Raw genomic sequence first — 15,958 nt, forward strand, 5'->3', positions numbered from 1 at the left:
TTATATTTTATTTACAAGCTTCTCCTCAATTTCGAAGCTTCCGTAGTGTTCTTTCATAAATTCAATGTTTAACTCATCTAAAATTTTCCCTAGATAGTAGCCATGTATATTTTTATGCTTTCCATGGCGATCAGCTACTTGCTTTAAAATATCCGCAGTAAGCAGCATCTTCTTAGACTGCTGCATTTCTATGTATGCATAGTAACTAAAGCTGCTTCTCACAACTGTAGCAAGATTAAATGTTTCGTCCCCTAAATATGCCTTTAAACAATTCCATATCCTATTTCGAATTGCAGGAGGGATGACTAGCATATCCTCAGAGTTCTTTCTTTTGAATGGCTTAAAAATATATTCACTATCAACAAATTCTGAATGTAAATTTTTATCTATTAACACTCGATTATATTTAATCAATCCCTGAAACAGCTCTTCGCTAATAGACAGTAGCCCTCTATTTAATTGAACATAGTATTTGTCATTACTTTTTGATAAATTATCCACTGTCAATGTTTGAATTTCCTCAAAATTAACGGAGCCAATTCCTTCAAAAATACAAAGACCTATCAAATAATATAAATTATTTTCTTGTTGTAGCCCTGCTAACAAATCTTCTTTTTGATAAATCGTGTTAAAGTTTTTATAAATATATTTGTCAATTGATTTCCGAGAAGTAGAAAATAGTCGATTTGTCTGATTTGTTACTAAACCATTCAATTCAGCCCATTTAATATATTGATTTAACAGCACGATATCTCTTCTTACTGAATTGCTGGACCTATAGCCATTTCCTAATAAAAATTTATCCAATTCGCTATAGGTCATATCATATAAATCAATTCCCTTTTTTTCTTCAATAGGTTTAGCATTTCTAAATATACCCATCACTTGATGTCTTTGAATACTATCTTCTGGGAACCCTTCAATAAAATATTTTTTTACATCAGCATTAAATAAATTTGTTACCGCTGTCAAAGAAACCCCTCCTCTATTTTATGTTTTCAATAAATCGCTTTCAGCTAGCATTTTATTCATTAGCCCAATTCCTTGATTTTCTTTTTCACCTCTAATTTGATTATCGCTCATTTGCTTTGTTCCAAATGTCTCCAACACAAAGTGTTTATTGAAATAATTTATATTGACTATTTTATTAAGTAAATGGAAGGAGATTTCATGTTCCAGCATCGTTTTAAAAATATAGACATGCCAATAAAAAAATTTGTTTTTAAACAATAAAGAATTGCCGTCATTTAAATATTCGTCTTCATAATACTCAAATAAATAGGTTAAATACTCGTTAAACTCCTCTGTCAGTTTGCCTGTTTTCGTCTGGTTATGCTTTTCAAACAAAGTATAAAAGGCATCTGACAAGACGATATATGCTACTAGCTCGCCCATTTTCCTGTTTGGAACCGATACATTAGAAATTTTATTTCTTAATCGCCCCTCGACTTTCAAATTATTGACGATTCGATCATTTATTCTTTCATGGCTTAATACTTGCAAACGAGATTTATCAATTGGCGTCATTTTAGATAATTCATATTGATACCTTGTCGCTTCCTTTGTCGTATAATTTGAGATGCGAATTGGCATATAACCACTAATATGAGGATTTTCAATCCAAGCTCTATGTATCCCTGCTGTACGATGCATACCATCAATAATTTGCCCTATAAACTTGTCAGCAAAGCTTAATTCAAACGTTTTCTCATTATAATAAAGCTCCACCCCATCCTCTGAGGAGTCCTTAACTAAGTTATAAGCTAATTCATTTTCAACTAAAACTCCCTGCAATACTTGCTCCTTTATTTCTCGAATGCTTGTCTCATTGAGCTTTGGAATAGAAAAAACAGCGTTATTGTAGGTCTTTCGTTTCCCCTCTCTCTGTATTTGTTCATCCCAAGTAAATAGCCCTTTATCATACATTTTCGCTATATCCTGTCTTGATACACCAACAATAAAAACATTGTCATTTAACTTAATCGCTGGTTTAAAGGACAGTGAAACGCTCGTATCGTTCTCTTCTTTTTTATATACGCGCATTCTTTCTATCTCTGGTGGGTTAAAATAGTGAGCAAGCCAGTCTTTTTCTTTCCCTAATGCTAGGGCAATTGCTTCACCGATTATACCTAATTCGATCATATCAATATTTTTTAATGTTGCTTCTGTATTTAAAATTTGCAGCACATCACTTCGAGGAATATCATACTGCTTCTCTAATTGGCTCACTACTTCCTTTATTTTTTGAGGGCTTTTAATCAATCGTTCTATATTTAGCTTTATTGTATGAACAATATCCTCCCTAGTTGCACCCAATTTCATGTAAAGCTCCTCCATTCTATATTTTATATATTGTATCATACCACACCAACAAAAATATAGTTAATTAATTTTTATGAAATGCATCGCTGATTATTTAGTTGATAATCTAATTCATCAATTTTTTGACATAGCTCAATAACATAATCAATTAAATAAAATGCATCTATCTCTTTTTTTACAATTTGCAGTATTAATTCTTGCTTATATAATTCGTATTTATCCATTGGTGAACACCTCTCATTTTACTTTTCTATATAGAGAAATAAAAGACCGAGCAAATAAGCCAAGTCTTTTTTATACTATTAAATGCATCATTTCATAAATCCTGTGTATAACGCACCGCTTTACCAATAATATGCGCTGGATTTTCCTCTGTGATAATATAAGGCTCATGCTCTGGGTTGTCAGGCATCAACAAGATTGTATCGCCTTGTTTTTTAACACGCTTTAGTGTCATTTCTGTATCTCCATTCACTAAAACAGCAGCAATTTCTCCATATTCTACCTCTGGTTGCTCTCGTATTAATACGTAAGAACCATTCGGAACAGTTGGCTCCATGCTGTTACCCTTCGCCTTTAAATAAAATAAATTGCCTTTAGGTAATGTATCTGCTGGCTCATAACGATATCCATCATGGTTTTCATCCGCTAAAATCGGGTCGCCACAAGCAATCGTTCCCAAAATCGGTATTTTCACAAAATTGGGCTGTACAGGGATAACATTTAATGGTCCAGCCTCTGCATCAAAAAAGTAAGAAACAGGTACCTCAAAAATATCTGCCATTAGAGCAATTTTATCAAGCATCGGTTTGTTTGCATCTCTCTCCCAAGCAGATACAGCAGTTGAAACGATATCAAGCTTTTTTGCTAAATCACTTTGCGTAAGACCTTTCGTTTTCCTCAACATTTTTATTTTTTGACCAACGCTCACTCTATTTCACCTCCTGAAATTCATTGTACAGTAATTCTGTATTTTTGTACAGATAAACTAAAATTAAATCTTATAAAAAGGAAAATATACATTAAATCTGTATTTTTAACTTGAAAGTACAGATATTCTGTAGTAATCTATTTCCAATAGACAAACATTTGTTCGGTTATTTATTTTAATTATAGCATAAAAATTTATAAAAAGGAGCGTCATATATGAGCAATATTAAACTTATTCATTCTATCATTTACCAAATCCCAAACTATCAACTTGACATGATTTACGAGGATGCAGAGTACGATTTACATCCACATTTGGATGATAGCAGTGTTGAAATTATTAAGGATAAAATCCATATTACCTTTGAACGAGCGATGGATAGCAATAACGAACAGCAGGCTATAGATGCAGCGGTTGATTATATCCATCAGCACTATAAAAATAGAACAGATTGGACTGTTCTAAATGTCGTAAACGATGAAATTGAATGGATAGCTATTACATTGATTGATTACACGATTGAATTATTTTAACTGAAAATACGGAGGAGATTAAATGAATCAAAGAAAACAGCTGTTAGGATTTGGTGAGGAAGTGCCAAGCTTTTATTTAGCAAGAAATCAAGATTGGTCTCGAGCGTCTAATTTATCAGAATTACGCTATTATCTAGAGGAAATGTATCAAATTGATCTGTTGAGTCCTAATGAAAAGGAAATTTATGAGCGCTACCAGCTCAGCGAGGAAATTACATATCGAGAATGGCTTTTTATTCAATCAAATATGCATACATATTATAAATTAAAATTTTAGCATTCATTCAATATATTTTTAGAGGGGGATTATGATGACACTACAAAATCAAGTATATTTACACTCATTAGAAACAAAAGATTTCTATACAGACGAGGAAATGGCAATAAATAATCAATATTTTAAAGCATTGCGCTTAAAAAATAAATTGAAAAACAGAATTCAAGAAATACAGACATTTATCCATTTTCAACATGACAAAATCGCACTTAATTCTGATGAGCAATTACTAATAAACAGATATACGAATAAGTTAGAGCAATATCATGTAAGGCTGCTTTACGTCTCTTCCTACGTTAATCGATATAAAGCAGCTCTAACAGCACTAATTGAGTCATATCCAGCCTCTAAAACTCGAATTTTACGAGAGGATGCTTTAAAAATTAACAACAAAATAGGCGTATTTGAATCTTCCCTTACAAGAATATGCCAATTTAAAAATAATGAAATTACAACCAAGCTGTTTGTCATTAGAATATTTCATTACCATATTTTAAAATCTATCATCCACAATGGTTTTTATTATAAGGAAAGCAAATATAAATACTTTACATCCAGTGCAGGACAAATTCGAACAAAAAAAATCGTGGCAATTCAAGAGGAACTATATAACACATATGAAAATGCGATAACATGTGGATTATCATTGAATCTAATTAATAGTAAAGGTGGAATCAATGCCAATAAATATCAGGCCTATTTAGCATTAGCTAACTCAGCCTCCGCTAAATGGACAAGATTTAATATTGACCGAATTGTTGTAGTAGATGATTTCTCCACTGAGGTAAAGGCTATCGTTGATTATATTGATAGCCAAACATTTGAAATTACAAGAAAACAAATGGATATTCCAATTGAACATATGGATGGCTGTGGCATTATGCTCCCTAGCGTCTCCAAAAAATCCTTTATGTTTAGAATGCCTTGGATGAAAGGTTTACTAACACCCTTCGACTTCAAAAAATTCATTGAAGAAAAAAAGTGCAGCCCTAAAATCACGGATATTTATGGCAAGGAATACGATATTATCGCAGATAATATTAATATCATTTTGACAAAATCACAATTTAAAATGTGGAAGTTTTATGATTGTTGGGATGACTATAAAAATCAATTTAAAAAATATCATTGTGAGGCTGCCAAATTAAACATTGAGGATATTGGTACGAAAGCAAGCATGAATTATCAAATGCTGCAAACATTAGTGACGATGACTGCTGAAGAGCTACAAAGCATTGCCGCTTCAACAGTTCACGACATTTCAATGCTAGGTAAAGACAAAAAAACGATGCTAAAAGTTTTAGGTGCCGTTAAGGAAAATACTAATATGAACCATTTTCAAAAATCGCTGCTGCTCTATCCCGAGCTGCTGAGTGACCCCCATTGTAGAGAGGTGATTAAAAATAAAAAACGCAAGCTTATTAAAGAGGCAAAGGCTGGTAAATTAAATATCAATGGCTATTATACTTTTATCATTCCTGATGTTTATGCTTTTTGTGAATGGCTATTTTTAAAGGATGCGAATCCTAATGGCTTATTAAAATCAGATCAAGTATATTGCAATATTTTTAATAGTGGAGACCTAGATATTTTGCGTGCTCCTCACTTATATAAAGAGCATGCCATTCGCACTAACATAAAGGATACATCTATAGCGGAATGGTTTATAACAAAAGGCATTTATACAAGTGTGAAAGATGCTATTAGCAAAATTTTACAATTCGATAATGATGGCGATAAAAGCCTAGTTGTGCAAGATCCTACATTGATCGCTGTTGCTAAAAGAGAAATGCAGGACATTGTGCCTTTATACTATGAAATGCATAAAGCGGAAGATAAAATACTTGATAACAATACGATTTATCATGCATTAATAAGCGCTTATCAAGCGAATATCGGTATTATTAGTAATGACATCAGCAAAATTTGGAATTCCAAAAATCCAAATTTAGAAGCAATCAAATGGCTATGTATGTATAATAATTTTGTCATCGACTATGCAAAAACTTTGTACTTACCGAAAAAGCCTGAAAATGTAGCAAATACGTTAAAGCTGTATGCAAAGGACAAGCTCCCCCACTTCTTTAAATATGCAAAGGATAAGGAGGACAATCAAGTATTGGCACTACTAGCAGAAAATACGAATAACCTTACAACCGTCAATAAATTGAATTTGCTTATTCCCAATAAGCCTATTCGCTTTCAACATACAGCTGGCATATTCGACTATAAAAATTTAATGAAGAACTCTTCTATTGAAGTAAACCAACAACTAATAGCAAAGTTCATCGAGATTAATAAAGAAAAGCATAAATATATGTCAAAAGATGAAATTGGTGACACAGGGTTTATTATCTATTTAAAGGAAGAATTATTAAAAATTGAATCAGATTTACATCATATAGCAGACCAGTTAGTAAAATATTTCTATGTAAAAAACTCAAGATTTAAAGAAACGATATGGAGCCTTGTTGGCGATATTATTTATCAAAACTTAGCCTATAATTTAAACGGGTCAGTGCAGTGCAATAATTGCCCAACTCGCTTTAAAGGAAAAAGCAACGAATTACTATGCCCACAATGTAAGGTTGAACACACTAGAAAATCTTGGCGAGAAGGTAAAAGAAAGCAGCGTGTCCTAAAAGCTAAAACGATATAATCGTTGCTATATAAGGCTTAACCAGCATCATATAGCTATAGCATAATCGATTTAAAGGCTCAACAAAGAGGTTATATTCACTTTTCTTGCGTAGTCTACAAGGGAAGATAGCTTGTATCCCTCTTTTTAAAATTAATTAAATATATTTTAAGGAGAAGAAATATATGAACACAGTGCAATTAGCTAAAAACGTACAAGCTGCAATGGAACAAATAATCAATACAAAGCTTACTAACAATCAAGCACGTGCAATTATTAATAGCATTTTCAACACAATTGGAGATACAATCGCTTCTGGTGAAAAAGTATCTATTACTGGATTTGGCGATTTTACAAAAGCTGAGCGCATAGCTCGCAAAGGCTGCAATCCACAAACAGGTGAAGAAATGATGATTCCTGCATTTTATGTAGCGAAATTTAAAGCTGCTAAAGCATTAAAGGAAAAAGTCAAATAATCTAAAAATGCAAGAGGAAGCATCTCCTCCTGCATTTTTATTTTTTATGGAAAAAAATTGAGCTATGCTAAAATACGCTATAAAATGCTGTAACGGTTAATGCCATAATAAACGAACACCATCTATTTTTTTACTGAAAATTCCCCCTCTTCTATAATAGTAAAAATTTTATGCTACTCCTATTGTTCAATTAACCGACCGCCCATTTTATGGCGTATGTTAGGATACATCAATGACCATCTTGGTTTTAGTATCTGAAAAGGTGGACTATTTGTTCCATTTTTATTAATTAAATATATTTTCAGAAGGAGGTTTACGTGTTGTGAAAACAAAATGATAAAAATGCGCATGAGCATAGCACATTTTTATTTAGAAAAAAGGAGCTTTTATCAATGCAAGTACACAAAATAAGGATTGATGTAAGTAGTCACATCAGCAAATTTTCTTCTAACAGCCCCATAGCAGGTATTCAAGTATGACCGTTTCAGATGTGTTTGGAAAACCTCGAAAATATAAAGGTTTAGACTTACATCCTATCAAAATGAGGGACTGTGAAGAATTCTATGATGTTGTACAATGCTTAATGCTGCCTAAAAATGCTACACAGGATATTAACATTTTAAGAATGTCTTATTTGCAATTTTTAATGTTAATTTCCACAAACGAATTAACTTTTCTTATTGATAAGCTAATTCGATTATTAGAACTTGTTTTAAAAACTGATGATTTTCAATTTCATCTGAATGACAAAAATAAATTCGAAATCATCATAAAAAATGAAATCGTTATTCGTGAACGTGACTTCGATAAAATCAAAACAATGATTAGCGAACAAAATTTAGTCGACATCGACGATAACTTTATTCATCCAGAAGTCAAAAAGCAAATTGAAGATGCTAAAGAATTTCTTCATAAACATGGCAATCAAACTGCTGGCATCGATCAACAAATTATTGCCTATCATTGCATGAGTAAACTCCCCTATTTTGAAATTGCTGAATTGACAATCTACCAATTCCAAAAAGGCTTAACGCGATTTGACCATATTTTAGGCGCTGAAGCTATTTTAAATGCACGCTATTCTGGATTTGTTGAATTTAAAGAAAATACAACGCTTCCTCATTGGCTAGGTCATATTGAGGATGTACATAAAGATGATGGTATTAAGCTAAACGCTAAACAATTTATTGATAAAGCGAATCAAACTATTAATGGATAACGACATAACACCTATTTATTGGAGGAATTATAATGACAAAAGAAAATGAATTTTTAGTATCCGTATCAGAAGTGAAATTTTTTGATCCACAAACAAATGATTTAATTTTAAATGGTAAAACAAAGCTCGATACATCAATGCAGCAGCAAGTACAATCACAAGTAATCAATGCAGGTAAAGGCAGCAAAGGTATTTATGAATATAACTACCAAAAAGAGCTTACTTTCACAGTAACAGAGGCTACTTTTGACTTAAAATATTTAGCGATGCAAAACGGCACTGGTATTTTACGTGAATTAGGCGACTATTTCGCAGATGAATTTATTACATTAGATAGCACTGGGAAAGGTACGCTACCAAATACACCATTTGGCACTGTTCACGTGCAAGCTGACAATGGTGAATATGTGCAAGTCGTTCCAAACGGCAATGAATTTACATACTCTGCATTAGCAAATAAAGAAGTTAACGTTGTTTATGCATACAAAGAAGTAATGGACACAATTAAAATTACAGGCGATGCATTCCCAAAAGCCGTGACAATGGTGATGAACGCAGATATTAACACACATAACGGTAAAGTTGGAGAAATGCAAATTATCGTTCCACAATATAAACCAAACGGTGCATTAGAGTTATCAATGACAGCGGGTGGCGTTTCATCAACTCCAATGACTGGTCGAGCATTAGCGGACCAAAAAGGCGTATATGCAATTGTCTCAGTGAAACGCTTTGACAATGACATAGTTCAAGTGCATAGCTTATATGTAGATAAGCCGGAGCTAACATTAGAAGCAGGCTTAACACCTGCCGATTCAGAGCAAGTGACGGTTTACGGTCAACGCGGAGGCTTATATGGCACAATTCAATTAGATAACAGTGATTTAACATTTACTTCTGATAACGCTACGATTGCAGCAGTTGATACGAACGGCGTCATTACATTAGCAGCATCTGCAAATACAGGTGATGTTGTTATGGTGCGTGTAGCCGATGCAGCAGGTAACCGCGATACTGTAGAGGTTACTGTCATTTAATGACGTTATAGAGTAGGGACACCCCCCTACTCTATTTTCATTCTAAATAATTGAACTGTTTTTCTAAGATTTTTAGAAAAAAACTTGAATTATTTATAAATAAATTTAACAAGAAAAGGGGCATTTTTATCATGACAGCAAAACAAAATCCAATTGGCTTATCTTTTATTAATGAAAAAACAGAGGAATTAAACAAACAGAAAAAATTTTACTTTGACAAGGAAAAGGATGAATTTATTTTCTATTACCCTACATTTAGCCAAAGCAAAAAAGATGAGCTATTTGTGGAACTAATCGAAACAATTGATGAGTATCAAAAAAAGAATATCGCATTTCTAGCAAACGATTTTGAATTAATTCGTTATACCGAATTTTTGATTTTCAAGCATTTCTCCTCATTGAAGGACGAGTTAGATGGCCAATCCTATGAAATTCATAAAGAAACAGCCGACAAGATGTACGCCACTGGCTTACACCGCGTATTCAAGGAATTAATATTTGATGAGCAAGAAATCAATAAAGTTATTGAGCAATTGTACAGCATTAGCGAGCTAGCAGAAAAAATGCTTGTAGAGTTCAATAAGCATAACGAGGAGCAAACAGCACAATAAAAATCATGAAGACCTCGCACCAATGTGAGGTCTTTTTATTTTGAAAAAATCTGTACTCCCCTGCTCAAAGTATGCTTTTTTCAGAATAAAAAATTCACTACATTTAATAAAGGAGTATGATACAGTGAGCCAAACGAATAAACCAATCGAGTTACTTTTAGCATTAAATGTAGCTGAAGGTACTTCTAAAAAAAACATTCAAACATACATCAACAAACTACAAAAGGATTTATCTATCAACCTTGAGCTTCAATATTCAATGGATAATAGCACAATTGAAGGCATATTAGATTCCATTCAAACTGCACTACAGGAACTTCCTCTTGATTTAGTATCAGAATCGATTAGCTATGGTCTACAGGATACCTACGAGCAAGTTTTACAATTAGACGAAGCCCTTATGTCGTTAAATACGACCTGGTCAACTTTAGCTTCACAATCAGTAGGGGGCTTGACTTTAACACAGGAGCTAGTGGTTCTTTCCCAAGAGATGCAGAAAGCTGCAGGTAGTTCAGAAAATTTGATTGATATAATGGGGTTTGCAGATTCTGGCTTTTCTCTTTTGGGAACCAATTTACTAAATACTTCTGAAGAAATGACCAAATTTATTAAAGATCAGCGAACCGTAACAACTGTCACATCTGCTGCAGATACCTCGACATCTGAATTAACTACTAGATTGACTGCTTTAGCTACAGCAGCTAATGTAGCCAAAGTCGCAATAAAAGGATTTGCGATTGCCACTGGTGCTGGATTAGCCTATGCTGCGGCAGGTTTTGTTATTGAAAAAGTAGTAGGTGCGGTTGTAGCCAAAATGGGCGAATCCAAAAGACAAGCTGAAGAAGTGGCAGCCGCAAATAAAGAGCTGCTGAATTCATACAGCCAAAATAAACAGCAAATTGACTCCTTAGTTTCCAAATATGGTGACCTTAGTGACAAAATGAAGGAATCTAATCCTGACAATAATACAATTAAAGAATATCATGATATTCAAAATGAAATTGGAAAGCTCCTCCCCTCTCTTGCAACCGGTACAGATGAATATGGTAGAAAAATCGTGTCTAGTCATGAAGCAATCAAAATTAAGATTGATTTACTCAAAGAAGAATTAGAACTTGAAAGAGAAAAAGCTCGATTAGAAGAAGAAAGCGCTAGAAATGACAGAATAAAGGTGAATGAAAAGACATATGATGATTCTCGTTCTGAGATAAAGAGTGAACTTCAACGTTTTGCGTTATTTAGTAATGATGGCCGAACGACTAGTAGTATAACATCAGAATATGTAATAGCACTTGTTGACGAAAAAGGAAACCCTATCTATGATTCCTTTGATGAACTAGGAGGTAAATTATTACCTGAGCTTGAATCAAAATTAAAACGTGCTAAACTACATGGAAGTCAAGAAGATATACATTATCTTGAAAAAATGATTTTCGAAACTAAGAATCTCATTAAAGAATTAAACAATACAGAGATTCAAGCTAAAAGCTCTTCAGTAGCATTAAAAAGAGACTACATTAGTACAGTAGAAGATATTATTTCTAAAAATAACAGCTTCAATGATAATGCAAAGACTCTTTCACAAACACTTTCTGCTCAATTAATTAATGCTGCTAACATTGATGATATAAAAGAATTGCGTTCAGCTCTTGAAGGATTGTTCTCTAATCCTGATGCTTCTTCCCTAGTTAATGGTATAGATAATGAATTCAATAGGTTAAAAAATTCTACTGGTGATAATTTTGATTCTGTTGCTAATAGTGTAAAATCTAATGTTTCATCATTCAGCAGTGAGCTAAGCAAATTAGGATTAACTCAAGAAGAAGTTGCGGTAATTACAAATGCTTTAAATTCTAAAGTATTAAATGCAATTAATTATTTTGCTCAATTCAAGGATGTTGCTAACACTACTGGAAAAACAGTTGGACAAGTCGCTATTGATATGAATGGATTACCAGAAGGTATTGACGAAACAAGTGAGTCCGTAGATAACCTTGCTACCAAAATGCATAAGTTCAAAGATGTTGCAGAAAAGATGGCAGGTGTCTCTAGTTCATATGTAGAGAGTTTGAATGACCTTCTATTTAAATATGACATGTTAACAAATCAACTCTCCTCTTACACTCAACAGCAACTTCAAGACATCTATAATAAAAAAGAATTATCAGCAGAAGAACAGTACGTGAAGAGTGTCTTAGAGGAACGTTTAAGTGTCATGAAGGAGTTATCTTCTGTCTACCCTGACCTATTAGGTAAAGATGATACAGCTATTGCACTTTCAGATGAAAAGCGAGCAGCAATTGAAAAAGAAAACAAAGCTAATGAAGTTTTACTGAAAGCTTATCAGTTGGCTCGTGATGGAAAATTAACATATGAGCAAGAAATGACTTTAGCTGCTGCTGAAGAATCACGAAATCGTATTTCCTATTTAGAAGCTGAAATTATCGCTTTAGAACTTCTTCTAATGTCCTATAATGGAATGTCTAATTCTATGCAAAGCGCCGTAGATGCAGGCGCATTGACTATGGATGATGAAATGTCTAACTTAAAATCTTGGATGGATAAAAATTCTAGTGCTGATGTATCCAGACTCCAAGAACTACGAACAAGTATGGCAGAGCTTAAATCTACATTTGATGGCAATATTAAATCTATCTCAGGCTATTCAGATGCAGTAGAAAAATCAGAGAAATCAACTTCCAAATCTAATTCATCTACCAAAGAATCTATCTATATTACAGACGAATATGCTGAAGCCATTCGTAATTTAAACACACTTATTCAACAACAAGAGGCACTTAGAAAAGATTTACCCAAACATTCCGAAGCATATCGCCAATCTTTACAAACTCAAATTAAATTAGAACAAGAAAAACTGGCTCTTCAAGAAAAACAAGCACAGGCCTTGGAGCGGCAAATTGCTACAGGTCAAATTAAACAAACTGGTAATGTAACTGTCGATTCTTCCTCTACAACACCTCAAAAGCTAAATGGATGGAATGGTCGAATTACAAGTCAGTATGGTAATCGGATAAGCCCTACTAGCGGACAACCTGAATTTCATCGAGGTGTAGATATTACAGGTGCTAAAGGAACTCGATTAGATGCCAATGTGAATGGTAAAGTAGTTTCAGCAGGATGGCATAATTCATATGGGAACAATGTAGCGATTATAGATGATAAAGGTGTTAAGCACTTATATGCACACTTAGACAAAATTGCTACTAAAGTTGGAAATACTGTTAAAGCAGGTACCCATATTGGAAATATCGGTAGTACAGGTAACAGCACAGGCTCTCATTTACATTATGAAGTTTCAAATAATGGAAAGCTAATTGACCCTAATACATATTTAAGCAATGCAAAAAATGGCACTGTTACAGCTGGCACAAATGCCAATGTGGCTGTTTCTACGTCACAAGAAAGTATTGATCGCGCAAAAGCTGCCCTTGATGCTCTACAAGGAGAAATGCTAGATCAAAAACAAACCATTGCTGATTTACAAAAAGAAACCATTGATTCATATACCGCCAAATTCGATGACCGACGTCAAATCTTAGAGAATGGCTATGCCTTTGAAGAAGCAAAACTTAAAAATATCAATAGGGATTCTTCCAAATACAATGCAACACTCGACAAGCAAGTCGATATTTTAAAACGCAAGCAAAATGTTGATAAAGAGGAAATTGCCTTTTATGAAGAATTAATTCAACAAGGTGACTTATCCCAAATTGTTATTGATGAACTGAATAAAAAAATCGTCAACCTTAAAACCTCCGTGCAAAGCTCCCAAAATGAAATTGGTGCTAAACAGCTTGAGGATAGGACCTCTGCTAGAGAATATAATTTAGGGAAGCAAGACCAAGTAATTGAATATGAAAAAGCCAAAATACAAGAGCTTGATAAAAGCTCCCAGCGCTATGTTTTAACATTAGAAAAGATTAACAAGCATACCAACCGCAAAATGCTAATCAATCAAAAGGATTTAGATGATTTAAATAAGCTGATTGCTAGCGGTGAATATTCTGGCGAAGTATTACAGGCAATGAAAAATGATGCAAGTGCCTTGACTGTTGAGATTAAGAATTTAGCGCAGGAAATCAACAATAATAACTTTGAAATTGTTGCTAATATTAAAGCAAACGCAGATGAGCAAGTTGATGATTTAAGCGATAAAATTAATGTGCTCAAAACGATTCGAAATTTATACAAAGAAGGCTCTGCTGATTATTTAAATAATGTAGAAGAAGAAATTAAGCTACAACAAGAATTAGCTGAAGTACATGACAACACTAGGCGCCAACAAGCTGAAAAATTAAAGGGCCTTGCACTGTATCCTGAGCAAATCAAACAGGCTACTGAAATGATGGAAGACTCAACAGCAGCTTATTGGAATGCTAAAGTAGCAGTGGATCAATTAACAAAGTCCTTAGAGGAGTCTAAAAAAAAGCTCCTTGATGATACGGCAAATAAAGTAATAAATGCCTATAAAGAGTATGTGCAAGAACGCCGAGATCAGCATATAGATATGATTGATCAGGAGCTTGAAAAAGAAAAAGAGGCTTTTGACAAACGTAAAAAAGCGATTCAAGATGAATTAGATTTATTTCGTCGCAGTGTACAAGAAAAATTACAGTTACTTGACCGTCAAGAGGCTGGGCGCTCTTATCAGATGGATATTGATGGGCTTGAATCTGAACGTACTCAAATTGTTGATCAAATAGACATTCTAGCATTAGATGATTCTTATGAGGCTAAAGCGAAGCGTAAGCAATTACAGGAGCAGCTAGATGGTATTGATAAAAATATTTCAGAAAAGCGTCATAGTCGTGATATTGATTTACAAAAAGAGGCTTTAAATGACCTGCTTACTGATAAAGAAGACAATATGCGTGAGCGTGAAGAACTTGAAGATGAGCAGTATCGAAAAAATGTTGAGCGTATTGAAAAAGAAAAATCCTATTTGCAGAAGCATTATAATGATTTACTTAATAATGAAAGAGAGTTTATGAAAATACGCTCTGACCTTGCAGAGGGACATTATAATAAAATAATTGATCATTTTAAGGGCTATGTTACAGAAATGGAAAATACGCTGCCCCTATTAGCTGATACTTTAGATGGCACAATGAGCGAGGTAGGCATATCAATTCGTGAAAATGTCATTGATCAATTAAATAAAGCTATTGAAGCCATCAATGAATTCAGCGACCTGCGAAAAGCTACTCCCAATAGAACAGAGGAATTTGATCCTAATAAGCCTAAAACAAACCCTCCTTCAGCTGGAGGCTCTAACACTTCCTCGTCTTTAAATGGTGGCGATTATCAAGTGTTATTTGGTAAATTTTTATCGGATATTGTCCGCAAAGGCTTACCAATGGGCGAAGCGCGTGATGCACTGAAAAATGAAGCAAATAGATTGGCTGCCGAAGGACGCTTAAATCATTCAGAAATTAAAGCAAATTCCAGCTTTGATACGGAATTTAAGAAGTTATCAAAACAAGAGCAAGAAGCATTAAAAAACTATATTCGACAAAATGCCAATATTTTGAATGGCTCCTATCAAGATCGAATTCATTCTTCTATAGACTCGTTAAGTACCAATAGACCAACTGCTATCATTGCAAATTCAAATACAGCTACCTTAGCTAAAGTCGATACAACAAACCTGTTGGAAAATAGTAAATTCAGCGATGGTTTAACGACTCGTCTTTCAGCAATTTCACATAATTTTTCATCCGTTATGCAGGCGATGTCTAGCCCATTCCAAAGCCTAGTAGCTTCTACTGCCGCTAGCGCTGATACAATCACGGTTAACTTTAATATTGATAAAATGAATGGCGATATGAATGATTTAAAGAAATTCAATAAAATGATGAACGATGAACTACTTCGAAAGAAAGGAATTAAATAA

12 protein-coding genes are annotated in these 15,958 nt (G+C 33.8%); 8 read left to right on the forward strand and 4 right to left on the reverse strand.

The window, feature by feature from the left end:
* The 4 genes from R6U77_RS18190 to R6U77_RS18205 all read right to left on the reverse strand — a co-directional run bounded on the left by R6U77_RS18190 (position 1) and on the right by R6U77_RS18205 (position 3,229).
* Positions 1–972 (reverse strand): phage lytic cycle repressor MrpR family protein, encoded by a 972-nt coding sequence (locus tag R6U77_RS18190; protein ID WP_319836713.1) that lies wholly within the window; start codon positions 970–972, stop codon positions 1–3.
* Between the two features lie 18 nt (positions 973–990).
* The gene (locus tag R6U77_RS18195; protein WP_319836714.1) at positions 991–2,322 is read right to left on the reverse strand and encodes a hypothetical protein; all 1,332 of its coding nucleotides are present in this window, start codon (positions 2,320–2,322) and stop codon (positions 991–993) included.
* Positions 2,323–2,393: 71 nt separating this feature from the next.
* Positions 2,394–2,546, reverse strand: a complete 153-nt coding sequence (locus tag R6U77_RS18200) for a hypothetical protein (protein WP_319836715.1) — start codon at positions 2,544–2,546, stop codon at positions 2,394–2,396.
* 92 nt (positions 2,547–2,638) lie between these two features.
* Positions 2,639–3,229 carry a LexA family protein gene (locus R6U77_RS18205; protein WP_406601115.1) on the reverse strand — a complete coding sequence of 197 codons (591 nt, stop codon included), beginning with the start codon at positions 3,227–3,229 and terminating at the stop codon, positions 2,639–2,641.
* A gap of 239 nt (positions 3,230–3,468) precedes the next feature.
* Between R6U77_RS18205 and R6U77_RS18210 the strand changes: the two genes are divergently transcribed.
* From R6U77_RS18210 to R6U77_RS18245, 8 genes are all read left to right on the forward strand, one after another.
* Positions 3,469–3,786, forward strand: a complete 318-nt coding sequence (locus tag R6U77_RS18210; RefSeq protein ID WP_319836717.1) for a hypothetical protein — start codon at positions 3,469–3,471, stop codon at positions 3,784–3,786.
* Positions 3,787–3,808: 22 nt separating this feature from the next.
* Complete coding sequence (locus R6U77_RS18215; protein WP_319836718.1) at positions 3,809–4,063, forward strand: hypothetical protein; 255 nt, start codon at positions 3,809–3,811, stop codon at positions 4,061–4,063.
* Positions 4,064–4,097: 34 nt separating this feature from the next.
* Positions 4,098–6,722 carry a hypothetical protein gene (locus R6U77_RS18220; RefSeq protein ID WP_319836719.1) on the forward strand — a complete coding sequence of 875 codons (2,625 nt, stop codon included), beginning with the start codon at positions 4,098–4,100 and terminating at the stop codon, positions 6,720–6,722.
* Positions 6,723–6,886: 164 nt separating this feature from the next.
* Positions 6,887–7,177 carry an HU family DNA-binding protein gene (locus tag R6U77_RS18225; RefSeq protein WP_319836720.1) on the forward strand — a complete coding sequence of 97 codons (291 nt, stop codon included), beginning with the start codon at positions 6,887–6,889 and terminating at the stop codon, positions 7,175–7,177.
* 475 nt (positions 7,178–7,652) lie between these two features.
* Positions 7,653–8,396: a hypothetical protein gene (locus R6U77_RS18230; protein ID WP_319836721.1), complete on the forward strand. Its 744-nt coding sequence runs from the start codon at positions 7,653–7,655 to the stop codon at positions 8,394–8,396.
* A gap of 32 nt (positions 8,397–8,428) precedes the next feature.
* Positions 8,429–9,433 carry a hypothetical protein gene (locus tag R6U77_RS18235; RefSeq protein WP_319836722.1) on the forward strand — a complete coding sequence of 335 codons (1,005 nt, stop codon included), beginning with the start codon at positions 8,429–8,431 and terminating at the stop codon, positions 9,431–9,433.
* Between the two features lie 131 nt (positions 9,434–9,564).
* Complete coding sequence (locus R6U77_RS18240; RefSeq protein WP_319836723.1) at positions 9,565–10,044, forward strand: hypothetical protein; 480 nt, start codon at positions 9,565–9,567, stop codon at positions 10,042–10,044.
* 124 nt (positions 10,045–10,168) lie between these two features.
* Positions 10,169–15,958 (forward strand): peptidoglycan DD-metalloendopeptidase family protein, encoded by a 5,790-nt coding sequence (locus tag R6U77_RS18245; protein ID WP_319836724.1) that lies wholly within the window; start codon positions 10,169–10,171, stop codon positions 15,956–15,958.

The sequence above is a fragment of the Lysinibacillus louembei genome (assembly GCF_033880585.1).
GTDB classification, from domain to species: Bacteria; Bacillota; Bacilli; order Bacillales_A; family Planococcaceae; genus Metasolibacillus; species Metasolibacillus louembei.